This is a genomic window from Ruegeria sp. CDSC052, from assembly GCF_059610685.1.
In genome coordinates, this window is record NZ_JBXWOB010000003.1 from 37,976 (window position 1) to 64,575 (window position 26,600).

At 57.5% G+C, this 26,600-nt stretch carries 21 protein-coding genes and 1 pseudogene; 14 read left to right on the forward strand and 8 right to left on the reverse strand.

Annotation, left to right across the window (positions count from 1 at the left end; all coding sequences use genetic code 11):
* Nucleotides 1-2: 2 nt before the first annotated feature.
* Together AC2FIM_RS07545 and AC2FIM_RS07550 are read right to left on the reverse strand one after the other, a co-directional pair.
* Nucleotides 3-1,307 (reverse strand): annotated as a pseudogene (locus tag AC2FIM_RS07545) (GH1 family beta-glucosidase); the annotation flags it as partial.
* Nucleotides 1,308-1,309: 2 nt separating this feature from the next.
* Nucleotides 1,310-2,341 (reverse strand): LacI family DNA-binding transcriptional regulator, encoded by a 1,032-nt coding sequence (locus AC2FIM_RS07550; RefSeq protein ID WP_271948730.1) that lies wholly within the window; start codon nucleotides 2,339-2,341, stop codon nucleotides 1,310-1,312.
* Between the two features lie 222 nt (nucleotides 2,342-2,563).
* On the opposite strand from AC2FIM_RS07550, the gene AC2FIM_RS07555 reads away from it, so the two are divergent.
* From AC2FIM_RS07555 to AC2FIM_RS07620, 14 genes are all read left to right on the forward strand, one after another.
* Nucleotides 2,564-3,832, forward strand: coding sequence for an ABC transporter substrate-binding protein (locus AC2FIM_RS07555; RefSeq protein WP_142636126.1), 1,269 nt, complete (start codon nucleotides 2,564-2,566; stop codon nucleotides 3,830-3,832).
* A 66-nt stretch (nucleotides 3,833-3,898) separates the two neighbouring features.
* Nucleotides 3,899-4,906 (forward strand): carbohydrate ABC transporter permease, encoded by a 1,008-nt coding sequence (locus tag AC2FIM_RS07560; protein ID WP_142636127.1) that lies wholly within the window; start codon nucleotides 3,899-3,901, stop codon nucleotides 4,904-4,906.
* A gap of 3 nt (nucleotides 4,907-4,909) precedes the next feature.
* Nucleotides 4,910-6,058 (forward strand): carbohydrate ABC transporter permease, encoded by a 1,149-nt coding sequence (locus AC2FIM_RS07565; protein WP_142636129.1) that lies wholly within the window; start codon nucleotides 4,910-4,912, stop codon nucleotides 6,056-6,058.
* A 9-nt stretch (nucleotides 6,059-6,067) separates the two neighbouring features.
* Nucleotides 6,068-7,723: an alpha-amylase family glycosyl hydrolase gene (locus AC2FIM_RS07570; RefSeq protein ID WP_496708035.1), complete on the forward strand. Its 1,656-nt coding sequence runs from the start codon at nucleotides 6,068-6,070 to the stop codon at nucleotides 7,721-7,723.
* 3 nt (nucleotides 7,724-7,726) lie between these two features.
* Nucleotides 7,727-8,809, forward strand: coding sequence for an ABC transporter ATP-binding protein (locus AC2FIM_RS07575; RefSeq protein ID WP_142636133.1), 1,083 nt, complete (start codon nucleotides 7,727-7,729; stop codon nucleotides 8,807-8,809).
* A gap of 84 nt (nucleotides 8,810-8,893) precedes the next feature.
* Nucleotides 8,894-9,646 (forward strand): sugar phosphate isomerase/epimerase family protein, encoded by a 753-nt coding sequence (locus tag AC2FIM_RS07580; RefSeq protein WP_496677230.1) that lies wholly within the window; start codon nucleotides 8,894-8,896, stop codon nucleotides 9,644-9,646.
* Entirely contained in the window at nucleotides 9,646-10,692 is a 1,047-nt protein-coding gene (locus AC2FIM_RS07585; protein WP_496677227.1) for a LacI family DNA-binding transcriptional regulator, read from the forward strand. Before AC2FIM_RS07580 ends, AC2FIM_RS07585 begins: the two co-directional genes overlap by 1 nt.
* A 22-nt stretch (nucleotides 10,693-10,714) precedes the next feature.
* Nucleotides 10,715-11,464 (forward strand): basic amino acid ABC transporter substrate-binding protein, encoded by a 750-nt coding sequence (locus AC2FIM_RS07590; RefSeq protein WP_142636138.1) that lies wholly within the window; start codon nucleotides 10,715-10,717, stop codon nucleotides 11,462-11,464.
* Nucleotides 11,465-11,529: 65 nt separating this feature from the next.
* Nucleotides 11,530-13,176: an amino acid ABC transporter permease gene (locus tag AC2FIM_RS07595; protein WP_496677224.1), complete on the forward strand. Its 1,647-nt coding sequence runs from the start codon at nucleotides 11,530-11,532 to the stop codon at nucleotides 13,174-13,176.
* Nucleotides 13,140-15,137: a beta-galactosidase gene (locus tag AC2FIM_RS07600; protein ID WP_271948746.1), complete on the forward strand. Its 1,998-nt coding sequence runs from the start codon at nucleotides 13,140-13,142 to the stop codon at nucleotides 15,135-15,137. The genes AC2FIM_RS07595 and AC2FIM_RS07600 overlap by 37 nt, the downstream gene beginning before the upstream one ends.
* Nucleotides 15,138-15,278: 141 nt before the next feature.
* A complete protein-coding gene (locus AC2FIM_RS07605) occupies nucleotides 15,279-16,403 on the forward strand; it encodes an extracellular solute-binding protein (RefSeq protein WP_142636144.1) in 1,125 nt (374 codons plus the stop codon).
* 116 nt (nucleotides 16,404-16,519) lie between these two features.
* Complete coding sequence (locus AC2FIM_RS07610; RefSeq protein ID WP_142636146.1) at nucleotides 16,520-17,632, forward strand: ABC transporter ATP-binding protein; 1,113 nt, start codon at nucleotides 16,520-16,522, stop codon at nucleotides 17,630-17,632.
* A gap of 12 nt (nucleotides 17,633-17,644) precedes the next feature.
* Nucleotides 17,645-18,565 (forward strand): ABC transporter permease, encoded by a 921-nt coding sequence (locus tag AC2FIM_RS07615; protein ID WP_142636148.1) that lies wholly within the window; start codon nucleotides 17,645-17,647, stop codon nucleotides 18,563-18,565.
* On the forward strand, nucleotides 18,562-19,812 hold the full coding sequence (locus AC2FIM_RS07620; protein ID WP_496677216.1) for an ABC transporter permease: 1,251 nt from the start codon (nucleotides 18,562-18,564) through the stop codon (nucleotides 19,810-19,812). Before AC2FIM_RS07615 ends, AC2FIM_RS07620 begins: the two co-directional genes overlap by 4 nt.
* Before the next feature lie 27 nt (nucleotides 19,813-19,839).
* Here the strand turns inward: AC2FIM_RS07620 and AC2FIM_RS07625 are convergent, their stop codons facing one another.
* The 6 genes from AC2FIM_RS07625 to AC2FIM_RS07650 are packed head-to-tail and all read right to left on the reverse strand — an operon-like array spanning nucleotide 19,840 to nucleotide 26,589.
* The gene (locus AC2FIM_RS07625) at nucleotides 19,840-21,759 is read right to left on the reverse strand and encodes a beta-galactosidase (RefSeq protein ID WP_496731859.1); all 1,920 of its coding nucleotides are present in this window, start codon (nucleotides 21,757-21,759) and stop codon (nucleotides 19,840-19,842) included.
* Nucleotides 21,756-22,616, reverse strand: coding sequence for an SMP-30/gluconolactonase/LRE family protein (locus tag AC2FIM_RS07630; RefSeq protein ID WP_142636154.1), 861 nt, complete (start codon nucleotides 22,614-22,616; stop codon nucleotides 21,756-21,758). Before AC2FIM_RS07630 ends, AC2FIM_RS07625 begins: the two co-directional genes overlap by 4 nt.
* On the reverse strand, nucleotides 22,613-23,218 hold the full coding sequence (locus AC2FIM_RS07635; protein ID WP_142636156.1) for a 2-dehydro-3-deoxy-6-phosphogalactonate aldolase: 606 nt from the start codon (nucleotides 23,216-23,218) through the stop codon (nucleotides 22,613-22,615). The genes AC2FIM_RS07630 and AC2FIM_RS07635 overlap by 4 nt, the downstream gene beginning before the upstream one ends.
* On the reverse strand, nucleotides 23,215-24,108 hold the full coding sequence (locus AC2FIM_RS07640; protein WP_496677208.1) for a 2-dehydro-3-deoxygalactonokinase: 894 nt from the start codon (nucleotides 24,106-24,108) through the stop codon (nucleotides 23,215-23,217). The genes AC2FIM_RS07635 and AC2FIM_RS07640 overlap by 4 nt, the downstream gene beginning before the upstream one ends.
* Nucleotides 24,109-24,112: 4 nt before the next feature.
* The gene (locus AC2FIM_RS07645) at nucleotides 24,113-24,880 is read right to left on the reverse strand and encodes an SDR family NAD(P)-dependent oxidoreductase (protein WP_496708033.1); all 768 of its coding nucleotides are present in this window, start codon (nucleotides 24,878-24,880) and stop codon (nucleotides 24,113-24,115) included.
* Nucleotides 24,880-26,589, reverse strand: coding sequence for an IlvD/Edd family dehydratase (locus tag AC2FIM_RS07650; RefSeq protein WP_496708032.1), 1,710 nt, complete (start codon nucleotides 26,587-26,589; stop codon nucleotides 24,880-24,882). Before AC2FIM_RS07650 ends, AC2FIM_RS07645 begins: the two co-directional genes overlap by 1 nt.
* Nucleotides 26,590-26,600: the final 11 nt, after the last annotated feature.

Here is a 26,600-nt window from a genome sequence, read left to right on the forward strand (position 1 = left end):
CTTCCCGTCAGGGCGTTTTGTACTGCGGTATAGGACGCCTTGGGTGTGCGCTCCATCGTCTGAAAGTCCACATCCACAAGGCCAAACCTCTTCTCATATCCCAGCGCCCATTCGTAATTGTCCAGCAGGGACCAGATGAAGTAGCCCTTGATCGGCGCGCCCTGTGCCAAGGCGTCCTGTACCGCCGAAAGATGTTGGTTCAGATAGTCGATCCGGTCGCTATCCTGCTGCCGTTCGGGGCTGGCCATGCCATTTTCCGTCACCAGAATCGGCAGGTCCCCGGTGTAATCCTGCTTGGTGCGGGTCAGAAACCGGGTCAGGGCGGCGGGTTCGATCTCCCACCCCATCTGAGTTTTGGGCAGCGGTCCGGCGATTTCCTGCAGACTGGGCCAGGTGGTCTCCGAAGGCGCAATCAACTTGCGGGTATAGTAGTTCAGACCACACCAATCGACCGGCGTACCGATGATGTCGAAATCATCCTGCCAGCCAGCGGGCAGGTAGGGCTCTAACCCCTCCAGAACGTTGTCTGGATAGGCCTTGTTGAAAACGCCGCCCAGAAAGAACCGGTTGTAGATGCCGTCATACAGATCAGCCGCGCGGCGCGCTTCGGGGCTGTCATCTGCGGGTTCGGCCCATTCCAGGTTGAAAACCGCGCCCAGGTTGGACATGCCAAGGCCCCGCATCGCGTCGATGGCGCTGCCATGGGCCAGAAGGACGTGGTGCATCGCGCGGGCGGTTGCACGGATGTCGCGCAGACCCGGGGCGTGATGGCCTTCGAAATGGCTCAGCCAGCTGACGCACCACGGCTCATTTATGGGGGCGACGCTGTACATCCGATCGCCGATGCGGCCCATGATGACCTCGGTGAAATCGGCGAACCACCCGGCGATATCTCGATTGCGCCAGCCGCCCAGATCGGCCAGAAACGAAGGTAGTTCCCAATGGTAAAGCGTGGCGCAGGGGCGGATACCGCGTTCCAGCAGCGCATCGGCCAGCCGATCATAGTAATCCAGCCCGGCCTCATTCACCTGACCACGGCCTTCGGGCAGAACCCGCGCCCAGCTGGTTGAAAACCGGTAGCAATCAAAGCCGCCATCGCGCACCAGATCCAGATCCTGCGGGAACCGGTTCAGGTGGTCACAGGCCAGATCCCCGTTTTCATTTCGCACAACATTGCCGGGGGTCCTGGCAAAGGTATCCCAATGGGTTTGCCCGGCCCCTCCCTGTGCGTGGCCTTCGATCTGATAGGCCGAGGTTGCGACGCCAAAGAGGAAATCTTTGGGGAAATCAGTGCGGTTGTATTTCATATTCAGAACCTGTTGGGGGCGGGGCCGGTCGAGCCGCCAACTACCAGCTCAGCCTCCAGCAATCTAGTTTTGGCCGGGTCTTCGGGCGCATTTATTCGTTCGATCAGCATTTCGGCAGCTATTTCACCGGCCAACCGAACCGAGGATCGCGTGGCGGTGAAGATCGGTACATCCTGCCCGTTTTTCAGATAGGACAGGTCGTCATCATGGGCGATCACCGAAACATCGCGGCCCATCTGCAGCCCTGCTTCGTTCAATGCCCGCCGAACTCCGATGGCCGAAATCATTGACGAAACCAGGATGGCGGTCGGAGGATTCTTAAGTTGAGCCATATCGCGCGCTTCGTGGTGGCCATATACCTCTGTCATCTCGGCGCTGCGCATCAATTCAGGGTCCGGTGACAGACCGGCTTGATTCAGGGCCTGCAGGTAACCGGCCCGGCGGCGTTGGGCAAAATCCATATCTTCAAGTCCGTTGATAAGGGCGATCCGTCGATGCCCCAGGTCGATCAGAAACTGGGTGGCGCGCTTGAACGAGCTTTTGTTGTTCACATCAACCCAGTCATAGGGCGCGTCTATTCCAGTGGATCGTCCGTGCACAATGAATGGCGCGCCCATGCGATTGAGGACTTCAATCCGCTGCTCGTTCACCTTGGGTCCCTGCAGAACGACACCGTCCACGGCACCACGCTGAAACAGGTCGCGATAAGCGCGTTCAATAGATGTGTCATCGGCGCTGGTGAACATCATGTCATAGCCGTGTTCGGCATATCTACGAGCAGCCCCGGCGACAAAATCGCCAAAGATTGGGTTCACCATTTCATGCTGGGATGAGCTGGGAATCACGTGCCCGATCACGTGTGATCGACCTGTCGCAAGACCCTTGGCCCGGCTGTTCGGGCGGTACCCGTGTTTTGTTGCGGCGGCCTGAACCCTTGTGCGCGTGGCTTCGCTGACCTCGGGGTATCCGTTCAGTGCGCGGCTGACGGTTGTTTGGGACAAACCAAGGATTTCAGAGAGCTGCTTTAGGTTCATATTTGTTCAAAGCGCCTACAAATTACTGCGTATTCCTGTTTTTGCGGGCATTTTCTCTGGTGGTCAACAGATTTCACGAACATCTCGTTTGATATTTATATTTATGGTCCTTCGCAAAGCAATCGTTGACAGGTGGAGGCTGTTAGCGCATAAACTCACTCCAGCCAAAGCGCTTTGGATATTTAAGACCAAAGGCCGAGATATCGTTGGGAGGAGAAATTCATGAAACACTCGCTTTATGCTGGCGTCGCCGCATTTACCCTGATCGGGGGCGTCGCACAGGCCGACAAGGTTACCGTATTCGGCCCGTGGCTGGGGCCGGACCAAGAGAATGTCGAAAAGGTTCTGGATGGGTTCGCGGCGGCGACCGGGCATGAGTACAGCTATGTCGGCTCGGACAGCTTTGAGCAGCAAATCAGAATTGATGCCGAAGCCGGATCGGCTCCCAACGTAGCAGTGTTCCCTCAGCCCGGTCTGGCGTCAGATATGGCCAAGGCAGGTTTCCTGACTCCCCTGAGTGAAGGAACCGCGGATTGGATTCGCGACAACTATGCGGCTGGTCAGTCCTGGGTGGATCTGGGAACCTACCAAGGTCCGGACGGGCAGGATCACCTATATGGCTTCTTCTACAAGGTCGACGTGAAGTCGCTGGTTTGGTTCGTGCCGGAAAACTTCGAAGATGCCGGTTATGAGATTCCGACTACGATGGAAGAGCTCAAGGCGCTGTCCGATCAGATCGTTGCTGATGGCGAAACGCCATGGTGCATCGGGCTGGGTTCCGGCGGAGCGACAGGTTGGCCAGCGACTGACTGGGTTGAAGACATGATGCTGCGCACGTTGCCGCCCGAAGATTATGACGCCTGGGTCGCCAACAAATTGAAATTTAACGATCCTAAGGTTGTCGCCGCGATTGAAGAATTCGGAGCGTTTGCGCGCAACGATGATTACGTGGCCGGCGGAGCCGGCGCGGTTGCAACGACTGACTTCCGTGACAGCCCGAAGGGCATGTTCAGCTCGCCTCCGCAATGCTACATGCACCGTCAGGCTTCGTTCATTCCGGCCTTCTTCCCTGAAGGCACGGTTGTGGGCGAGGATGCCGATTTCTTCTATTTCCCGGCCTATGAAGGTAAGGATCTCGGCAGCCCGGTCCTTGGGGCCGGAACAGTTTGGGCAATCACCAATGACAGCCCGGGCGCGCATGCGCTGATGAAATACCTGGAGACACCCGAGGCGCATGAAGCCTGGATGGCTCTGACCGGGTTCCTGACGCCGCACAAAGGCGTCGATACCTCGGTCTTCTCAGACCCAACGCTGAAGAAGATGAACGACATTCTTCTTGGTGCAACGACGTTCCGGTTTGACGGTTCTGACCTGATGCCGGGCGGCGTGGGTGCAGGCACCTTCTGGACTGGTATGGTCGACTATACGGGCGGAACACCTGCCCAGGACGTCGCCGACGAAATCCAATCCTCGTGGGACGCGCTGGACTAAAGCGTCTGAGATTGGGCAACCCGCTCTGCCGGGTTGCCCGAACCTATCGTCGCAAGGGAGAGCGGCATGCACCCGGCATTTCAAGGCCTGCTGACCATCGCCATCGGCGTGTCAGGTTGCGTGGGCTACTTCTATCTATCCAATCAGTTTCTGGACAAAGTTCTGTTCCCGCCTCGGGGGCCGAATGCTGGCCGGAATATCAACCGCGCGAACATGATCCGGCCTTGGTTGTTTCTGTTCCCAGCGCTGGCTGCTTTGGGCTTGTATCTGGCCTATCCGGTTGTCGAAACCCTACGCCTGTCACTGACTGATCGTGTCCCGGGCGGCGGCTACAAATGGGTCGGGCTGGACAACTATATCCAGATGGCCAAGGAGCCCAAGTTTTGGGAAGCCATGCGCAACAACATGTTATGGCTGATCGTGGTGCCTGCAATGTCGACAGCGTTTGGCCTATTGGTGGCTCAGCTGACCGACCGCATCCGCTGGGGCAACATCGCCAAGTCTCTGATTTTCATGCCGATGGCCATCTCGTTCGTGGGGGCCTCGGTGATCTGGAAGCTGGTCTATGACACCCGTCCGGTTGAGCAGGACCAGATCGGGATGCTGAACGCGCTTTACATCTTTTTCGGAGGGGTCGAGCCGCAGACATGGTTGACCATTCCCTTCTGGAACAGCTTTTTTCTTATGGTTGTGCTGGTCTGGATTCAGACTGGTTTTGCCATGGTCATCCTGTCAGCCGCCCTGCGCGGCATTCCCGAGGAAACCATCGAAGCTGCCATTCTGGATGGGGCCAATCCGTTCCAGATTTTCTTCCGTATCAAGGTGCCGCAGATCAAGACCACCATCCTGGTGGTCTGGACCACGATCACCATCACTGTGCTCAAGGTATTTGACATCGTGTTTGCCATGACAAACGGCCAGTGGGAAACGCAGGTTCTGGCCAATTACATGTATGACAAGCTGTTCCGCACCAATGACTGGGGCGTGGGCTCGGCTTCGGCCATGGTGATCATGCTGCTGGTGGCACCGATCCTTGTCTGGAATGTGCGCAATGCGCGCAAAGAGATGGAGTAGGCCATGAGCGAAATAGCAGGAACCAAACCCGCCCTTCGCTGGGCTGTCCATGCCTCGGTTCTTTTTCTGGTCGTGCTCTGGGTGGTGCCGACGCTGGGGCTGTTGATCTCATCCTTTCGTACTGCCGACCAGATTGCCACAAGCGGCTGGTGGCGGTCGTTGTTCCCATCCGAGCAGAACCTGACCCTGCGCGCTGCAGCACCTGAAACTCAGGTGCTGGAGAATGGCGTTTACGTGATCGAAGGCAACCTGTTCGAGGCGGGCACACAGGCGGCGATCTCAAAATGGGGCACCAGTTCCCGGGCGATTGATGATTTTGTACCCGGTGACACGGCAGAGCTGCGCAAGGGTGGCACGATCACGGTGGATGCCGACGGCAAATACCGGATGGAAAACACCGAAGAATTCACCGGCAGTCGCGGCACGCGCGTCTTTGTGACGGCGGAACTGCCTCCCGAGTTCACCCTGGCCAATTACCACAAGGTCCTGCTTGCTGAAGACAGCACTGACAGTATGGGGCGGGCGTTTTTCAACACGCTGACGGTCACGATACCGGCGACGATCATTCCGATCCTAGTAGCCGCCTTTGCCGCTTATGCGCTGGCTTGGATGGATTTCCCAGGTCGGGCACTGTTAATCGCCGCGGTTGTTGGCCTGTTGGTGGTGCCGCTGCAACTGGCACTGATCCCACTGCTGAAATTTCACCTGAGCATCGGAATTGAGAAAGGCTATCTGGGCGTCTGGATGGCCCATACCGGGTTCGGGATGCCATTGGCCATCTACCTGTTGCGCAACTACATGGCCGGGCTGCCGCGCGATCTGATCGAAAACGCACGTGTAGACGGCGCGACCGAGTTCCAGATCTTTACCAAACTGATCCTGCCACTCAGCTTTCCGGCATTGGCGTCTTTTGCCATCTTCCAATTTCTCTGGACTTGGAATGATCTGTTGGTTGCCAAAGTGTTCCTAATCGATGCGTCCGGCCAGACCACAGTGATGACAAACCGGATTGTCGAGCTGCTTGGAACGCGGGGTGGAAACTGGGAAATCCTTGCCACGGCGGCGTTCGTCTCGATCGCTGTGCCGTTGGCTGTTTTCTTCGCAATGCAAAAATACCTGGTCCGTGGTCTGCTGGCCGGGTCGGTCAAATAGAGGCGTCTGATGAACGTGCAGAACACAGCAGAACTTTCCAATGCAACCAAGGTGGCCGCTGACTGGTGGCGTGGTGGCGTCATCTATCAGATCTATCCGCGCAGCTTTCAGGACAGCAATGGTGACGGGATCGGAGACCTGAAAGGCATCACCCAGCGATTGGGGTACATTGCCTCTCTGGGCGTTGATGCGATCTGGATTTCGCCCTTCTTCAAATCTCCGATGAAGGATTTCGGATATGACGTCAGCGACTATCGCGATGTTGATCCGATGTTCGGCACGATGGAGGATTTTCGGGACCTGCTGGATCACGCCCATGCCCAGGGGTTGAAGGTGATGATTGATCTGGTTCTGTCGCACACGTCAGACCAGCACCCTTGGTTCAGCGAAAGCTGCGCCAGCCGTGAAAACGCCAAATCCGATTGGTATGTCTGGGCCGATCCAAAACCGGACGGTACGCCGCCGAACAACTGGTTGTCGATTTTCGGGGGCTCGGCCTGGCAGTGGGACTCGCGACGTTTGCAGTATTATTTGCACAACTTCCTCACCTCGCAGCCGGATCTGAACTTTCACTGTCCGGATGTGCAAGACGCCTTGCTGGATGTTGCCAGGTTCTGGCTTGATCTGGGTGTCGATGGGTTTCGTCTGGATACAATCAACTTCTATTTCCACGACGAACAGTTGCGAGATAATCCTGCCCTGCCCGTCGATCAGCGCAATGCCTCAATCGCGCCGATGGTAAACCCGTATAACCATCAGGACCACCTGTTCTCCAAAAGCCAGCCCGAGAACATTGCCTTTCTGGAACGCCTGCGGGCCCTGACCGATCAATATGAAGGTCGCGCCTGTCTGGGCGAGGTGGGCGACGCACAGCGCGGGCTTGAGATAATGGGCGAATACACCAGCGGTAATAAGCGCATGCACATGTGCTATGCGTTTGAGTTCCTTGAAAAGCGCGCTTTGACTGCCAGCTATGCACAGCAGGTATTTGATCAGCTCGAGGACAAAGCAGGTGATGCCTGGCCTTGCTGGGCATTTTCGAACCATGACGTGGAACGTCACGCGTCGCGCTGGCGTCTGGACGATGCAGCCGCCAGACAGCATGCAGTTTTGATGATGTGCATGCGCGGCTCGGCCTGCTTGTATCAAGGCGAAGAGTTGGGCCTGCCCGAGGCGGACGTGGCCTTTGACGATCTGCAAGACCCGTATGGCGTCGAATTCTGGCCTGAGTTCAAGGGCCGCGACGGATGCCGGACGCCGATGGTTTGGGCTGCGCAGGATGAACAATCGGGCTTTAGCACCGGCAAGCCTTGGTTGCCTGTCAGTGACCCTCAGGCCGAGCGTGCCGTGGATCGATCAGAGGCCGAGCCCGAATCTATGCTTCACCATTATCGTCGTGCGATTGCATTCCGCCATGCCCATTCGGCTTTGATGTTGGGGGCGCAAAAGAACATGACGCAGATCGGGACCGTTCTGACCTTCACACGTGAAGATCAAGCGGAAGAGGTGTTCTGCGCATTTAACCTCGGTACCGAACGTTCCGAAGTAATCTTGCCAGGCGGGAACTGGCGCGTGATCGGAGAAGAGCTGGGTGGCGTCGCGGGAACGGGGACAGTGTCTCTGGGTGCTGCACAATTCTGCCTGCTGTTGAGGGAGAAGGAATAAACCATGTCAGAGCTAAACCTCACAGATGTAGCCAAAACCTATGGCAATGTGGATGTTCTGAAGAACATCAATCTTGAGATTGAGCGGGGCGAGTTGATCGTTTTCGTCGGGCCTTCGGGCTGTGGCAAATCCACCTTGCTGCGCATGGTCGCCGGGTTGGAAAAGATCTCGGGCGGAACGCTCGAGATTGAAGGGCAGGTGATGAACGATGTGCCGCCAGCACAGCGAGGTATCGCGATGGTGTTCCAAAGCTATGCGCTGTACCCGCATATGACCGTTCGCGAAAACATGGCCTTTGCGCTGAAGATAGCCAAAATGCCGGCGGCTGAAGTTGGCGCCGCGGTCGATCGGGCGGCCCGCATCCTACAGCTTGAACCTTATCTGGACCGGCTGCCCAAAGCGCTATCCGGCGGTCAGCGTCAGCGTGTCGCAATCGGGCGCGCCATTGTTCGTGACCCCAAGGTTTACCTGTTCGACGAACCGCTTTCGAACCTGGACGCGGCGCTGCGTGTCGCCACCCGGATCGAAATCGCTCGCCTGAAAGAGGCGATGCCGGACAGCACGATGATCTATGTCACCCATGATCAGGTCGAAGCGATGACATTGGCCAGTCGGATCGTCGTGCTGGCCAACAAGGGGATCGCTCAGGTTGGGACGCCGTTGGAACTATATGAGACGCCCGACAATGAGTTTGTCGCGCAATTCATCGGTTCACCAGCAATGAACCTGCTGCCCGGAGTGATCACTCAAACTGGTGCGCAGACTGTCGTAAAACTGGACGGTGGCGGAAAGGCCGTTTCGGCGATTGCAACCGAGGCCGATGACGAAGGCAAGCAGGTGAAGATTGGCGTGCGCCCGGAAGATTTTGTGTCTGTTGACGGCGATCCAATTCTCGAAGGAGTCGTGGACTTTACCGAAGCCCTGGGTGAGGTGACGTTGTTATATTTCGCGGTCGAGGATGGGACGGATGCCCTTATTGCCAAGCTTCCGGGCGTTCAGAAGAATATGCGGGGCAAGACCGTGATGGTCTCTGCGAATCCTGACAAGGTTCATTTGTTCCATCAGGGTGTTTCCATGCGGAAATAACCCTTTCCAACACGGTTCTTGACAAGACCCCTGATGCTGTTTCAACTTGATTGAAACGTTTCATTTTGTGGTAGAACCGTGGAAATGCGAGTTTCAGCGCAGTTATACACAGTCCGGCAGGTTGGGGATTTGGCGGCCCAGCTTGACTTGGTGCGTGCCTGCGGGTTCACCGATATTGAAACGGTCGGGTTCCACGATCTTACCCCCAAGCAGGTTACCAATGTGGTTAGACAGGCTGGTTTCACTGTTCGATCGGCCCATTTTGACTGGGAAGAATTTGAAACACGGTTTGATGACATTCTTAGAATGCTTGAAGCTTTGGAATGCCCTGTGGCGGTCATGCCTTGGCTGTCGCCCAAGGCTCGGCCCGGCACCGCCGAGGGGTGGAAGGCAGTGTCGGGCCGGTTGGCGAAATGGGCTGATGCCCTGTCTGCCGACGGTGTGCGCCTTGCCTATCATAACCACGATTTTGACCTTGTCGATCTTGGGCAGGGCTCGCCATTGGATATGGTCCTGTCGCATGAGGCCATTGGATGGCAGCCGGATATCGGTTGGCTGTATTCGGCGCTTTCTGACCCCGCTGCACTGCTGAGCCGTTATTCCGACCGGATCGTTTCCGTCCATGCTAAAGACGTTGATCCATTGGCCGGACAAGGCGACGAGCGCTGGCGAAATCTGGGGCAGGGGGTTGTGGACTGGCCTCTGGTCCTGCGTGTTCTGGCTGACAGTCCCTGCGCTGACCTTTTTGTGGAACATGATGAAACTGCCGATCACGCGCAAACATTGCAGACGGGACATGACCTGTTGATGCGAATGCGCAGCGTTGAGGTGACATAGTGGCGCGCGCGACGATCAAGTCGATTGCAAAGCAGACGGGGTTTTCTGTCGGAACCGTCTCGAACGCGCTGCGTGGTGCGGAAACCGTCAAGAAAGAAACGCGGCAGCAGATTCAGTCCGCCGCCGAACAGCTTGGATACCGGGTCAATCTGGACGGGCTGAAGCTGCGGACAAAAAAGTCCTATCGCATCGGCGTTCTGGTCAGCGTGTCACCTGATTCAGATGAAGAATGGGAAGGTGTCGAATTCACACGCATTGTTGCGGGTATTTCGCGGGCTTTGAATGGGTCGCGTTATGAACTTGGCGTTCACAGCGTGGCGGGCCTGCAGGGAACGATGGCGACGCTGAAGGAAATCGTTCAGAACGGATTGGCGGACGGGGTGATATTCTCGGGTACGCGCCACGCCGATCCGCGCATTGCCTATCTGCAACAGAATGGTTTCCCCTTTGTCACCATGGGTATGAGCGACAGCGGCAGATCACATGCCTATGTCGATATCGACAGTCAGGCAGCAGGTCACGATGCAACGCAACGATTGCTAGCCTTGGGGCATAGCCGGATTGCCCTGGTGAACCCGCCGGATGACCTGGTTTATGCGACGCAACGCCGAACGGGCTATGCCCAGGCGTTCAGAGCGTCCGGTCTGACCGTTGACCCGGCCCTGATCTTCAGCGGGCCTACGACCGCACGAACGGGGTATAATGCCTTTGAGGCTTTGATGCGGCTATCCGACAGGCCAACCGCGATCATCTGCGCGAACGAAGCCATGACCTTGGGTGTGCTTTCTGCTGCCCATGCGGCGGGTGTTGAGGTCGGTCGCGAACTGACCGTGATCTCGACCGATGATCTGCAACTTAGCCGTTATTTTGTCCCTCCGCCCAGCACCTATTACGTCCCTATTGAGGAAACCAGTCGATTGCTGGGTGAGTATATGCTCAAGGCTTTGGACGGGGTTGACCCTTCCGAAACACAAAAAAAGATCAGGGCCATTTTGATCGAGCGGCAACCTGACACAGTCGCGCCGGAAGCGGCGCTAAACACCTGAACCAACAAAGGAGTAACCGGAGATGTTAAGAAACCTATTTGCCGCCGCCGCCCTGACCGCGCTTGCCGCGCCTGCTGTGTTTGCAGCGGATCTTGAAGGGCGCGTACTTAAGATCGGAACAGATGCCACCTATCCGCCCATGGAGACGGTCGATGAGTCCACGGGTCAGATTGTGGGATTTGATGTCGATGTCATGAATGCGATCTGTGAAAAGGTGAACTGCGTCCCGAATTTCGTAAATACAGCCTGGGATGGGATCTTTGCCGCGCTTCAGCAAGGGGAGTTCGACCTCGTGATCTCGGGCGTCTCGATCACGCCTGAACGCGAAGAAAACATGGATTTTTCCGAGCCTTATATCATTGTAAGTCAGGCGATCCTGCTGCAGGTCGACAATGCTGACATGACGTTGGATGACTTCAAAGCAGGTGGTCAGAAGCTAGCCGCGCAGACTGGCACCACCAATGCCCAGCTGGCCGAAGAACTGGTGGGACGCGAGAATGTCAGCCTGTATGACAATTTCTCTGCTGCGATCCTGGCGTTGCAGAATGCTGACGTACAGGGGGTAATCATTGATGGAACCTCGGCATCGGCATATGAACAGGAATTTGCCGGGGAATTGGCTGTAGGCATCACAGGCCTTCAGTCTGATCCGCTGGGTATTGTGTTTCAGGAAGGTGACGCAACCGTTGACGCCATAAACGAAGGGCTGGCCGCCATTCAGGCTGACGGTACGATGGACGCATTGGTTGCCAAATACTGGGGCACTGATTGAGCCGTTGAAACCCTTTCTGACCCGGCGGGAAAACCTGCCGGGTCACGCATAACCCGAGGGACGCCATGATCCGCCTAAGCTCGATCCGGCCGAGTAATCTTGTTTTGCTCGCCGCTGCCCCGTTCATCATCTACCTGTTTGCCTCATCCTCGAAATATCTGAGGTCATTGGTTGCCATTTTGGGGATTGGTGAAAATGCGGGGCCCATTTTTGTTGGGTTTCTTCTGATACTGGCCGTGGCCATATTGACCTATCTCTCGGCGCGCCGCATCCGGTTTCAAACCATCGCGCCGAACTGGTTGAGGATTGCGGCGGTTTTGGCAATCCCGGCCTCGGCCGGGTTGGCGATCCTTGGACTTTTCCAGCCTCAGGTGCTGATGCCCTTTGCGGAATCCGTCTTCTTTAATGCGCTCAGCGAAAATACGTCTGAGTTCATTGACCGATCTTCGCAACCTTGGGTCTTGTTTCCCGAGATCGTCGCAAAGGTGCAAATGAGACTACAGGCCCTGCTGGTAGGGTTTGCGATGGTGGTCGCGGTGATCCCTCTGACGGCCCGTTTCCCACGATCCATGAAAGCCTATGTTCAGATTGGACTCGAACTGCTGACCGGGCTGGTTTTGTTTTACCTGTTGTTTCTTGCGCATTGGCAATTTGCGACCGGGGTCGCGATAACGTTCCGTGCAGCGATCTTTGCCTATATCTTTGCGGCCATTATGGGTCTGGTCTGGGTCGGTTTGCAGTCCTTCAAGCCCAAAGCTCGGACAACCGTTGTCTATGGGTCCGTCAGCCTGACACTATTGGCCGTGTCGGCGTTCTTTTTTATGCAACCAAAGGTGAGCTTTGTTCTGGTTGGCAGTACTGAAGCAAGAATTGCCATTGTTCGGGGTACGCCGCAGGCCCAGGCGGATTTGATCCGCTTCGGAGAGTTCGACGGAGGTGAAGGCCAACAGTATCGCATTCGCAGCGCCCCCGATGCCGTCTCTGCGCTGGATCAGATCGCAACCGTCGACAGCGTATCTGGTGCTTTTGTTCCGGCTGGCGTTCATACGCAGGGCTATCCGGTGATCTGGCAATCCAGTTTTCTGCCAGACAAGTTTCGTAACCCGGCGCTGACTTTTGCGGTTTTTGGGTTTTTGCTTCTGACACTGACGGTCGGAGGCGCACAGCATAAGCTACATCCGCTGGCTGTAGGGGCCGAGTTTTTTGTCGATACCATTCGCGGCATTCCAATGCTGGTCATCATCCTCTATATCGGCTTGCCGCTTGCCGGTGCGGTCAAGGATGCGACAGGTGGCGGCATCGACATGACCAACATGACTCGCGGCATCATCGCCATTTCCATAGGGTATTCGGCCTATATGGCCGAGATTTTCCGATCAGGGATTGAGGCCATCCCACGAGGTCAGATCGAAGCAGGCGGCTCGCTTGGGCTGTCCCGCTGGCAAACTGCCCGGCTTATTATCCTGCCACAGGCATTGCGCATAGTGACGCCACCTTTGGGCAATGAATTTATCGCGATGATCAAGGATACCTCATTGCTGTCCATCCTGTCGGTCCGCGACATGACTCAGCGCATGCGCGAGTTTCAGGCCTCAAGTTTTCTGCCCTTCGCACCATTCAACACAGCGGCGATCCTCTATGTCGTGGTGACGCTTGGTTGCGCTAGTTTCCTCAAATGGATCGAACGCCGCAGCGCACGGGAAAACCGATGAGCAGGCTTGAGCTGGGCGTTTGCTATTACCCCGAGCAATGGGACAAATCGCAGTGGCGCGACGATGCTAAGCGCATGGTCGATATGGGTCTGGATTGGGTTCGGATTGCCGAGTTTACCTGGGGCCTGATCGAGCCGGAAAGAGGCCGGTTCGAATGGGGCTGGCTGGACGAGGTGATCGGCATTCTGGGCGATGCTGGTTTGCGCGTGATGATGTCGACGCCTACGGCTGCACCTCCGAAATGGCTAGTGGATGACTGCCCTGAGATTCTGCCAGTGGGGCCGGATGGCCGGGTGCGTGGGTTCGGGTCGCGCCGACACTATTGTTTTTCCAGCGATATCTACCTGACCGAGGCCCGTCGGATCACCACGGAATATGCCCGTCGATATGGCGAAAATCCATTTGTTTGTGCCTGGCAGATCGACAATGAATATAACGATCACGATACGGTTCTGAGCTATTCCAATGCCGCTCGCACCGGTTTTCGCAGATGGTTGCAAGACCGCTATGGCACGATTGAGGCGCTTAACCGAACATGGGGGACAGTGTTTTGGGGGTCGCTCTATTCCGATTTTGATCAGATCGAACTGCCTATAAGTTTGGTGGCCAGCCCGAACCCGACCCATGCTCTGGATTTTGCCCGCTATTCTTCGGACCGGGTGCGGGATTTCAATCGCGCTCAGGCGGATATTCTGCGCAGGTTTGCGCCGGGCCGCGATATTACCCATAATTTCATGGCAGGCAGCTTTGAGTTCGACCATCACGCTGTTGCGGCGGATCTGGATGTAGTCGGTTTTGACAGCTATCCGCTTGGCAACCTGTTGGGATCGTCGCTGTCTGATGAAGACAAACGTCGATACCTGCGAACAGGCGCGCCGGACTATCAGGGGTTTCACTGCGATTTGTATCGCAGCCAGGGCAGGGGCCGAATGTGGGTTCTGGAACAACAGCCCGGCCCGGTGGACTGGGCCGAAAAGAACCCCTCACCAGCGGATGGGATGGTCAGGCTTTGGACGTGGGCCGCTTTTGCCCACGGTGCACAGGCAGTGATGTTCTTCCGATGGCGTCAGGCGAAGTTCGCGCAGGAACAATTCCACACGGCGCTTCTGCGATCGGATGGCAGCCCGGATCAGGCCGCGCTTGAACTGGCGCAGGTTGCAAAAGAGCGTGCTGCCCTGCCGGAAGTCACCCGGCAGAAGGCAGCTGTGGCAATTCTGTTGGATTACGAATCCATCTGGGCTGCAGATATCCTGCCGCATGACGACGCATTCCCGAATGCCGGGATTTTCCGGGTTTGGTATGCTGGCCTGCGTGCATTGGGGGTCGATCTGGATTTCGTTGGTCCCGATGATGATCTGACGGGGTATTCATTGATCGTATTGCCGCAAAACATGATCATCTCGCCAGATCTGGCAAAGAGATTGCACCACAGCCAGGCCAAATTGCTGATCGGTGCCCGTGCGGGCAGCAAGACTGTGGACATGTGGACCCCTGAAAATCTCGCTCCCGGAGAGTTGGCCGATCTTGCAGGGATAAAAGTCATACGCGTCGAATCCCTGCCGGATCTGGCGGGTGAATCCGTAAGCCTCGAGAGCACCGGAACCTTTGATTTTAAAGGCTGGCGGGAAGTCATCGAGACCGAAAATCAGGTAATCGCGCATTTCGTAAGTGCTTACAGGGCTGGCAGCCCGGCGATTGTGCAATCGGACCGGGCTATGTATCTGGCGATGATCCCAAACGGGCCGTTGCTACGGGCGATCCTGATTAAAGCGCTGACATGGGCGGGCCTTCCGATACGGGAATGTGGCCCGGACCTTCGTGTTACACAGCGGGGTGACCTCGGCTTTGGGTTCAACTTCGGGGCTGCCGCACAGGTTCTGCCGGATGACGAAAATCGGCAATATATTGTTGGTACTTCAGAAATCCCATCCTATGGTGTCTCAGTCTGGAAGTGGAAGTAAACCAGAGCTTGCGGACATGATTGCAAACTGGACCTATGAATTCTGCAAACTGTCCCTTTTGGACTGACAGCTTTGCAGCAACCCTCTAGCCTGTGATTGCATAACAATAGGACTGAAAGTCCAACTATGGGAGAATCGAATATGGCCGAACGGAAAAACCTTTCCAGACGTACTATCTTGAAGAGCGCAGGGGCGGCAGCACTTGCTGCACCGCTGTACAGCAAAAGCGCGCTGGCGTCCTCGGGTGAGATCAACATCTTGATGTGGTCCGATTACCTGCCGCCAGCATTCTTGCAGGAATTCGAGACACTGACCGGAATTAAGGTGAACTATACCGGTATCGGGTCGAACGAAGAAATCATCAACAAGATGAAGGCCACCAAGGGTCAGGGTTTCGACATCGTGTCGCCGACCAATAACCGGTCTTTGCAGTGGGAACCGCTTGAGCTGTTGCAGCCTTTTGACATGAACAAGGTTCCGATTGATCTGGTGAACCCGGCGATGGCCGCGATTGGTACAGATGCCTGGAACTTTGCCGACTCGGGCGTGCACTGGTTGCCGCATATCTGGGGCACCGAAGGCATCGCATATCGGACTGACCTGTGGCTGCCTGAAGGTGATGCACCGTCCTATGGCGATGTCTGGTCCGAGGCAAACGCAGGTAAAACCATGGGCCGCGCGCACTCGATGATGCTGGGCGCAGGCCTGTACATGGAGCGCGCAGGCGAGATGGAGCCCGGTTCCGTCTGGGCCGCTTATGGCGACGAAGATACCATGCGCAAGGTTTGGGGTCAGATCGCAGATTGGTGTATCGAACGTAAGAACCGCATCAAGCTGATCTGGAACGACGCCGACACACAGAAGAACGGTCTGTTGAACGAAGGCGTGATTGTTGGCCAGACATGGGATGGCCCGCCGCTGGCACTTAAATCTGCAGGTGAGCCTGTGCATTATCAGGCTCCGGTTGAAGGGGCGATGGCCTGGGTTGATGGTATGGCAATTCCAACAGGTGCTGCCAATATCGACCAGATTTATGCCTTCATCGACTTTGCCTACCAGGCCAAACCGGCCGGTGTTGCGATCGACAGCCACGGGTACAACTCGCCCGTTCTGGGTGCCGACCAATATTCGGGCGACACCTACAAGAAGAACTTCGCCGAAGCCTATCCGGGCGACTCGCTGGCCAACCTCAACCCGTGGCCGGCCGAAGCGCCTTGGTATGCGGAAACCCGGACCGAGTTCGTCAACAAGTTCAAAAGCGCCTGATAGCTTTTCAAAGAAGTGCCCTCCGCTAAACGCGGGGGGCTCCCAACCCGCACGCCACTGCGTGACGGAACCCATTTGGGTGCGCACCACCAGCGCATCAATCGGAGATACCAAAAATGAGTGCAGGGGTCGGTGTAGATCTTGAAAACCTGTGGATCCGTTTCGGCGATTTTGTCGCGGTGCGGGACGCAAATGTGAACATAAACGGGGGCGATTTCTTTTCGTTCCTGGGACCATCCGGTTGCGGCAAGACAACGATTTTGCGCGCTGTTTCGGGGTTTCTGGACCCCAGCGAGGGTAAGGTTCTGATCGGTGGTAATGACATGCGCGGCATCGGGCCCAACAAGCGCCCGACTGCCCTGATCTTTCAGAACCTCGCGCTGTTCCCCCTGATGAAAGTCTGGGAAAACATCACTTTCTCGATGGAGATCAAAGGCGCCAGCGCGGCCGAGCGCCGCAAGCGGGCCGATGAGCTGTTGGACATGATCGCGCTGCCGGGACAGGGTGACAAGCTGCCCAGCGAGCTTTCGGGTGGTCAGCGTCAGCGCGTGGCGATTGCCCGCGCCCTATGTGCCGAACCCGATGTACTGCTGCTGGACGAACCGCTTTCGGCGTTGGACCTCAAGCTGCGCCAGCATATGCGCACCGAGCTGCGCGAGATTCAGAAGCGTGTCGGTATCACCTTCATCTATATCACCCACGACCAGGGCGAAGCGCTGACCATGTCGGACAATATCGCCGTAATGCGTGCAGGAGTGATCGACCAGATTGCCGATGGCAAGACAATTTACAATGACCCCAACACGGCTTTTGCGGCCTCGTTCGTGGGCGAAAACAACGTTTTCCGCGGCAAGATCAAGCAAGTCATGGGAGATGAGGCGCTGATTGCAACCAACCGATCCGGCGATCTGGTTGCACGGATTTCCACTGTAAATCAGGGCAAGCTGAAAGAAGGCGATGACGCGATGATGTTCATTCGCCCCGAGGCGCTGGCGATTGCCCCGGACGGTGCAGTGGGCGACCATTTTGTAACCGCCCGCGTGAACCATGAAGAATTCGAAGGTAACGCCTTCAATATTTTCACCGAAGGCGATGGCGGCAAGGAAATTAAGGTATCGCTGCCCAATCTAGGCCAATCTTTCGATGACCATACCGGGCAGACCATCACGTTGGAATATCAGACCCATAATGCGGTTCTGGTTCCAGCGGGTGAGCTGGCCGCGGAATAAGGGGATAAAAATATGCCCCATTTTCTGAAAGAATTCTTCAACCGCAACGGCACCGGCATGGGATTGATGATACTGGGTTTGGTCCTGTTCTGGACCATCGGCCTGATCATCCTGCCGCAGCTGTCGATGCTGGATTTCTCATTCCGGCCAAACCTGCCCCCGCCCGAGATCGGGGGGCCAAAAGATGTCTATACGCTGGAGAACTACAAATACCTGATCTATGGCCCGGAAGGCGGCAGCCAGGACTATAACGCCGTCGATCTGAGGGTGTTTTTCCGCACCCTTCTGGCCGCGGTATGCGTTACGATTTTCAACCTGATCCTGTGCTATCCGATCGCCTATTATCTGGGTCAGTCCAAGGGCAGTCACATCCGCATCTTTGCGATCATGCTGATCATCCCCTACTGGATCAATGAGATCCTGCGCGCCTTTGCCCTGCGGATCATCTTTGGCGAAACCGGTGTACTGAACACGCTGTTCACTGGGCTGGGGGTCTGGGATATGCCGTTTGATTTCATCCGCAATGACATCGCGCTCTATGCCGGGCTGGGCTATGCCTATATCTTGCTGATGATCTTCCCGATGTATAACGTCATAGAAAGTCTGGATAAAAACCAGATCGAGGCGGCGCGAGATTTGGGAGCCCCCTGGTGGCGTATCCATTGGCGCGTGGTCATTCCCTATGCCAAGCCAGGGATCAGTTCGGGCTGTACTATGGTGTTCATGCTGTCCGCGGGTGCGCTGGCCGCGCCGCAAATTCTGGGCGGGCCGTCCTCCCTGTGGTTCACGCAGCTGATCTATCAGCAGTTCAACGACAACAATGACTGGCCGCAGGGTGCCGCCTACGCCATCGTTCTGCTGGTGACCTGTATCTTGTTCGTGCTGGCCGTTATGCGCCTGTTCAAGGTGAATATGGGGGATATAGGGAAATGAATTTGTCCTTCCTCCGTGTAAGCATTTGGGTCTACCTGGTGCTGTTCTTCCTGTACCTTCTGGGTCCGCTGGTGATCATGTCGGTCACGGCCTTCAACTCGTCCGAATTCCCAAGGATGACACCGTGGGAGTGTCTGACCTTCCAGTGGTTTGGCGAATTGTTTCAGGACCAACGTATCCTGAACGGCATCAAGAACTCACTGATCATCGGCGCCGGAACGGTGGTTCTATCGGTGGCGATGGGTCTTGCGGGCGCGCTGATGCTGACGCAGATCTGGCCAAAACTGCGCGCGACCTACTATACGGTCATCATCGCGCCGATCCTGATCCCGGGCGTTGTTCTGGGTATCTCGACACTGGTGTTCTGGGACCGGATCAACCGGATGTTGGGCTTGGGTGCCGACAGTTTCCTGTCAAACGGGATATTCCTGACGGTGATCGGCCAATCCACCTTTATCGCCAGCTATTGCATGCTGGTGCTGGTGGCACGGTTGCAGCGCTATGATATGGCGCTGACCGAGGCCGCGCTGGATCTGGGTGCAACCCATGCTCAGGCGTTCCGCAAGATCATGCTTCCGTTCATGCGTCCGGCGATTGCCAGCGCGGCAGTGCTGGCGTTCTTGGCCTCGTTTGAGAACTACAACACCACCACCTTCACCTTTGGTGAATACCCGACGCTGACCATCGAACTGGCGCAGAAGGTGCGCTATGGCATCACGCCCTCGATCTCGGCGCTGGCCTTCATCATCGTGGCGCTGACGGTGTTCTTTGCCCTGCTGAACGAGGCCAAGCTGAAGCGACAGGAACTGGTGGCTGCTGCACGCAAGAACGCCACGGTCGAGGAACTGGCGGGCAAAATCAAGCTTCCCAGCTTCTTTGCCGGGAACCTTGCTGCGGTTCTGCTGGTTGTCTTTGCGGTTGCCACGATCACTGTGGTCGGAACCGCAACCGCCTATAATCCGGCTCAGTGTGTCGCAGATGTCAAAGAGCAAAAGCGCCTTGAAGCTGACCTGCGTATTCAAGAGCTGCGCAATCAGCGCGAAGAACAGCGCAAAAAGCGCGAGGCGGAAGCGGCTGAGCAAGAGGGAGAGGGTGCGCAGGAATCGGCCCCGAAACCCTCGAATAACAGCGGTTTCGGCAATGTGTTTGCGCCGAATACTCTGGGTGACGAAGAAGAGGATTCTGGTACTGAAACGCCTTCGGGCAATGGCGGTGCCTTTGATCCCAACAGTTTGCAGGCGAACTAAGCGCCTCGCAGTTTGCGCCCGCCGAGGTTACCCCTCGGCGGGCGTGTCATTTTCCTGAATGAACACATCACAGGCTTCGATCATCCGGCCGTTCCATTCAACCGGCGCCGAATTGTAGTTGATCAGGAATGTATGCCCGGACGTCTGGCGTCGCCGCAGACCCTGAGGCATCGGATGCAAGGCAATGCCTGTCCGAGCAGCGGCCTTGCTGATCACGCGATCCCATAACGTGTCATTCGGGAACCCGGCCAGATACCACATGTGGTCGGTCCCTTTCAGGGCAGGTGTTCCGTCTTGAAATGTCAAAATGTCCGGGGCCTTTCCTGACAGGCGATCGACCCAGTGAAGGGCTGCGCCGCCACCATCAACTTCCCGGGTCACCTGAGGGGGCAGGGTTTCCACAAGATCGACAGTGCAATCCAGTGCAGTCAGCCCGGGGCGACCAGTTGCGGGTATCTGAAAGTCCTGCGTGATGGCGCCAGAGCGCGGGCCCAGAACAGCCAGATCACAACCATCGGTCAGGCGCTGTTCCAGATCGGGTCCGATGGTCGCCAGACCCGGTGCAAGGATCACCTTATATCCCGCCTTTGGGATGTTATCCGCAGGCAGGAAGTCCACTGACAATCCAGCCCGGCGCAGGGCTTGGTAGGTTGAAAAGACCAGTTTGAAATAGTCGAACCCAGCCCCTTGAGGTTGCGTCGCCCAGGCCCAATCCGAGGCATAGTCGAACAGGATCGCGACATCCGCTCTGGCCTGTGTGATTGCTCCCAGCCCGGCCAGATCATCGGCGGTTTGGCGCGCCTCGGCCAAAGCCGGGGCAGAGCGGTTGTCCGGCGTCAGCAGTCCTGCATGCATCTGTTCTTGCGCAAAGGGCGCCTGCCGCCAGCGGAAATAGCTGACCACCTCGGCCCCATGCGCCACGGCCTCAAGCGACCACAGGCGCACCATGCCGGGCAGAGGTGCAGGGTTGTAAGGGGCCCAGTTCACCGGGCCGGGTTGCTGTTCCATCACCCACCAACGCCCGCGCCCCACAGCGCGATACAGATCGTGATGAAAGGCCTGCATGTCGGGATCGCCTTGCTGCAGAAAGGCCGACTTATGTGCCTTATCCGCCTCAAGCCGGTCAGATAGAAACCCGATCGGATAGCTGTCCCATGTGGCGACATCCAGATCGGTACCCACTGCGAAGTGGTCGAAATCGAGCACACGCCCCATGTAATTGTGCAGCAAAGGCGCATCGGTCAGGGGCCGCAGCACTTCGACCTGTGCCCTGTTGAAGGCCACCACCTGATCTGAACTGAACCGCCGGAAGGCCAGAACATGGGCCGGGTTGGGTTCTGTCACAGTCAGGTTCGGCAGGTCGATCTGATCAAACCTGTCATATTCCATTGACCAGAACACATTTCCCCACGCTGCATTCAGGGTTTCAATCGTGCTGTATTGACCTTCCAGCCAGTTTTGAAAGGCGTGTAGGGCGGGTTGGCTATAGCTGACAGTGGTTTCGTGGCAGCCATATTCATTGTCGATCTGCCATGCTGCGACATGCGGGTTGCGCCCATAGCGTTCGCCCATGACACGTGCGATCCGAACGCATTCTTCGATATACCCGGTGTGGCTAAAGCAATAATGTCTGCGTGAGCCGAACTTGCGCGGCTGACCCTGCGCATCCACGGCAAGCATGTCCGGGTGTTTGTCCAGCATCCAGCGTGGCGGCGTCGCTGTTGGCGTGCCCAGCACCACTTTCAACCCGGCAGAACCTAAGGTTTCGATTGCGCGATCCAGCCAGTCGAAGTGCAGATCGTCCGACGTGGGCTCCATCCGGCTCCAGCCGAACTCGCCTATCCGCACCCATGTCAGGCCGGTTTCGACCATACGTGCTGCATCGTCCGCCCACATCGCCTCTGGCCAATGTTCGGGGTAATAGCAAACGCCAAGTTCGGGGTTCATAGGATGACTCTGTGCTCTGCCTGACCTTTGCCTGCGTCGGGCGCGGCAAAGGTCATTCCGTTGGTAGGTTGGGTTTCAATCTGTGTCGCATCCAGCCCTTGGCGAGCGGTGGTGCAGAACAGCGTTGTCAGGTCTGGCCCGCCAAAAGCCGGGCACGAGGCATGGGCCGCGTCAAAACCGACCGCCTTCAGGAACCGACCCTCAGGCGAGTAAGCAGCCACGCGGTTGGCGCCCCATTGGGCGATCCAGATATTTCCGCTCGTATCGACCACTGCTCCATCAGGGTTCAGCTGGTCTTTGGTAAGGTCGAGGAACACGGTGCTTTGGCCTTCTGGCCACCCGGTTTCCGGGTCCAAACTCCAGCGCATGACCTGTCTGGTGACCGTGTCGGTGAAATAGGCGCAAGAGCGATCCGGCGCAAAACAGATGGCGTTCGAGATCGTGACATCCGGCACCAGCCGCCGCAGTTCTCCGCGCCAGAACCGATAGATGGACCCAGCGCCGGGTTCGGCGTTCTTGCCCATGGTGCCGATCCAGAAACCGCCCCAGGGATCAGCGCGGCCATCGTTGGAACGGGTGACCGTATCGTCCGCCTCTAGATGGGTGACCAAGCTACGCGCGCCGGTTTTCTGGTCAAAGCGCCACAGCCCGGTCTCGGAAGCCATCAACAGCGTGTCCCTGTCCACCCAGCCCGCTGCTGAAACATTTTCCGGGAACTGCCAGCTTTGCTGATGCCCGTCCTTCTGGGTCATCAGGCGGTTGCCGGTGATGTCGAACCAGAATAGCTGCGCCCGTTCCGGGTGCCACAAAGGCCCTTCGCCCAGATCGCAGGGACGGTCGTCAAACACGACACTCATTGGGCGGCCTTGTCATAGGCCAAGACGATCTTTCGCGCGCGCTCTGCAATGTCGGCAACGGCCATTCCCGGTTTATACAGGGCCGACCCGATCCCGAACCCGTCCGTCCCGGCCTTGAGCCATTCGGCAAAGTTTTCGGGGCCTGCCCCACCGACGGCAAAGACCAGCGCGTCCTTGGGCAGGATCGGGCGTATTGCGGCCAGGCCCGAGGGCCCCGCCATCACGCCCGGAAACAGTTTGAGCCCGGTTGCCCCTGCCCTGAGCGCGCCAAAGGCCTCGGTCGGGGTATAGACGCCTGGCCAGCTTTGTATGCCCAGTTTGATCGTCTGCTGTATCACCTCAGCGTCGAAATTTGGCGAGACAATCAGCTTGCCGCCGACCCCGGCCACCGCATCGACCTGTTCGATGGTCAGGACGGTTCCGGCGCCGATCAATGCGCGATCGCCGAAACGTTCCGCCAGAATGCCGATGCTGGTCAACGGATCGGGTGAGTTCAGGGGCACCTCGATCCGGTCTATGCCCGCGTCGATCAGGGCCTGCCCGACCTCGGCGGCCTCGGTGGGTTGCAGACCGCGCAGAATTGCAATGATAGGACGGCTCATGCGGTTTGCCTCGTCAGATTTCGGGCCTGCAAAAGACCTGCCAATGTAGATTGCGTGCTGTCGGCTATTTCAACAAATGCACCCTGCTGTTTCAGCGCGATGGCATAGATTTCCGAGAGGCTTTGGTCCCCGATAATGGCAATCTGCTGGCCCAACCAATAGGGACGGGACGCGGCCAGTTCCGCTCCGATCAGGTATCCCGACAGACGCGCGCGTGCGACACCGGAGTCCTGACCCTGCAGCAGATCAGTGGCCCGCAGGCCGAAAAGGCGCGCGGCAAGTTGTTCCGGTCGGGACAGGGAATCCGCCACAGCCTCGGCAAAAGCTGCGTCGTCCCAGCCTTCGCTGACCGTATGTTTCAGGACGGATTGATTGCTGAGCAATCCGAAGATTTCGCCTGTCATGAATGTGCGGAAGCTGACGACTTCATCCGCGCTGACCTGTACCCATTTGGTATGCGTTCCGGGCAGGCAAATGATGCCGTCCCAGTTTGGCCGGTGGGCCAGAAAACCGGCGATCTGTGTCTCTTCTCCGCGCATGACATCGGGGGGGCTTGTTTGCTTTAGCCCGGGTACGACAAAGGCGCGGATACGGGGATCTGTTGCCGGAACGCGGACAGGTGCATCGGGAACAGGAACCGAAGGTACAGCGGAATATGGTGCCTCGACCCAGCCTTGGCGCGCGCCCACCATACCGCAGGCGACCACATCCATGACCGTATCGCCAAGCCAGCCCACGATCAGGTCCAGCAGTGCTTTTTGAAACCCATCCCGGGGAATTTGATCCATGCCGCTTGCGGACTGAGCCTGGTCCAGAATGGTGTCACCCTGCATTGCCCATGCCCGCAGATGAGTTGTTCCCCAATCAACAGCGATCCATTCGATTGTCATGTTCTCATCCTGTTACTACAACACCGCCATCAACGGCCATGCATTGCCCGGTCATGGCGCGACTGGCTTCCGACGCAAGAAACAGGGTCGGTGCGATCATATCCTCGGGCGTCAGGTGGTCCTTTAGGCATTGGCGTTCCAGATGTGCGGACAGATCTTCTCGCGTGGCCCACATGTCCAGCTGTTTCTGTGTCAGAACCCATCCGGGGGCCAGCGCATTAACGCGGATTTTCTGCGGGCCAAGCTCGCGCGCCAACGACCGGGTCATCCCGGTGATCCCGGCATTTGATGTCGTATAGATCGGATAACCGGAATTACCCATCATATAGCTGATCGAGCTGAAATTGATGATTGATCCGCCCTTGTCCTGCATTTGACGTGCGGCTTCTTGGCAGGCAAAGAAATACGCCTTCAGATTCACCTCGATCATCCAGTCCCAGAATTTGGGCGTGGTTTCGTCAAGCGAATGGCGCTTGTCGTTGGCGGCATTGTTGATCAGCACACCAAGGGGGCCATGGGCCTCGGCGGCTTTGGCCATTGAGGCGCGCAACAGGTCGGTATCCGTCATGTCGCCCTGCAGGAACAGCGGCGCGCGCCCGTGTTTGGCGCGCATCTCTTCGACAAAATCGCTGGCGTCGGACCGGCCAATAAAGGCGACTTGTGCACCTTGGGCCAGAAACCCATCGGTCAATGCGGCCCCGACGCCGGAGCCTCCACCGGTGATAAAGACCGACGCACCGTTCAGGTCGTGGAAAGTGGCGGATTGGTCCATCAGTGGCTCTCTCTGGTCACAAGGCGGGTGTCTTTGCCGACAAGGAAATCAAGGTCCGCACCCTGATCGGCCTGCAGGACGTGGTCTATGTAAAGCTTGGCATAGCCGCGGGTGTAATGCGGAGCGTCCGGTTGCCATGCGGCGCGCCGGGCGTCCAGTTCGGTTTGGTCTACCAGCAGATCAAGCTGTCCGGTGCTGGCCGATACGCGGATACGGTCACCGGTCTTGACCAGCGCGAGCGTGCCGCCCGCCTGCGCCTCGGGGCTGACATGCAGGATGACCGTGCCAAAGGCCGTGCCGGACATCCGCGCGTCCGAGATGCGGATCATGTCACGCACGCCGTCCTTCACCAGCTTGGCCGGGATCGGCATATTGCCCACCTCGGGCATACCCGGATAGCCCTTGGGGCCACAGCCTTTCAGCACCAATAGGGTCTCGGGCGTAACCGGCAGGTCATCCCGGTCGATATTGGCCTTCATGTCTTCGATGTTTTCAAAGACATAGGCCTCAGCCTCGGTCTCCAAAAGCGCGTCGGTGGCTGCCGAGGGTTTCACAATGGCCCCATTCGGTGCCAGATTGCCGCGCAGCACACGCAGACCCGCAGCAGGTTTCACCGGGTCGTCAAAGGGGCGGATTACATCACGGTTGAAGCATTCCGCGCCCTCGTAATGGGCTGCGATGTCCTTGTTCAAAACCGTCTTGGTCGGGCGCAGGAACGGTTTGAGCTCGTTCAGAACAACCGGTACACCGCCTGCGTAACAGAAATCCTCCATCAGATATTGGCCCGAGGGCATGCAGTTCACCAGCAGCGGTATGTCCGACCCGATCTCAAAATCCTTGAGCGTCAGGTCGACGCCAACACGGCCTGCCAGGGCCAGCAAATGTACGACGGCGTTGGTTGATCCGCCCACGGCCGCATTGGCCAGAATGGCGTTTTCAAAGGCTTCTTTGGTCAGAATGTCAGAGGGTTTGAGGTCTTCATCCACCATCTCGACAATCCGCTTGCCGGTCAGATGCGCCAGCGCCATGCGGCGGGCATCGACGGCGGGCAGGGCGGCGTTTGTGGGCAGGGACATGCCCATCGCCTCGACCAGCGAGGCCATGGTGCTGGCGGTGCCCATGGTCATGCAGACCCCGGCGCTGCGCGACATGCCGGATTCAGCATTCATGAAATCTTGCAGGGTCATTTCCCCGGCGCGCACGGCTTCGGAAAACTTCCATACATCCGTGCCCGAGCCGATATCCTGCCCGCGATACTTACCGTTCAGCATCGGACCGGAACTGACAACGATGGCGGGCAGATCGACCGAGGCGGCACCCATAAGTTGCCCCGGCGTAGTTTTGTCACAGCCACCCAGCAGAACCACGCCGTCAATCCCATAGGCGCGGATGGATTCTTCGACATCCATGGCCAGTAGGTTGCGAAACAGCATGGCGGTGGGCTTCATCTGGGTTTCACCCAGCGACATGACCGGGAATTCGACCGGGAAGCCGCCGGCCTCCCACACGCCGCGTTTGACGCCTTCGGCCAGATCGCGCAGGCCGGAATTGCACGGCGTCAGTTCGGACCATGTATTGCAGATGCCGATAATGGGACGCCCGTCAAAGGCATGGTCGGGAAAGCCCTGGTTCTTCATCCAGGACCGGTGGATGAAACCATCCTTGTCCAGCTTGCCATACCAATGCTGCGAGCGGCGTTTTTTTGTCATTATTGTCAGCC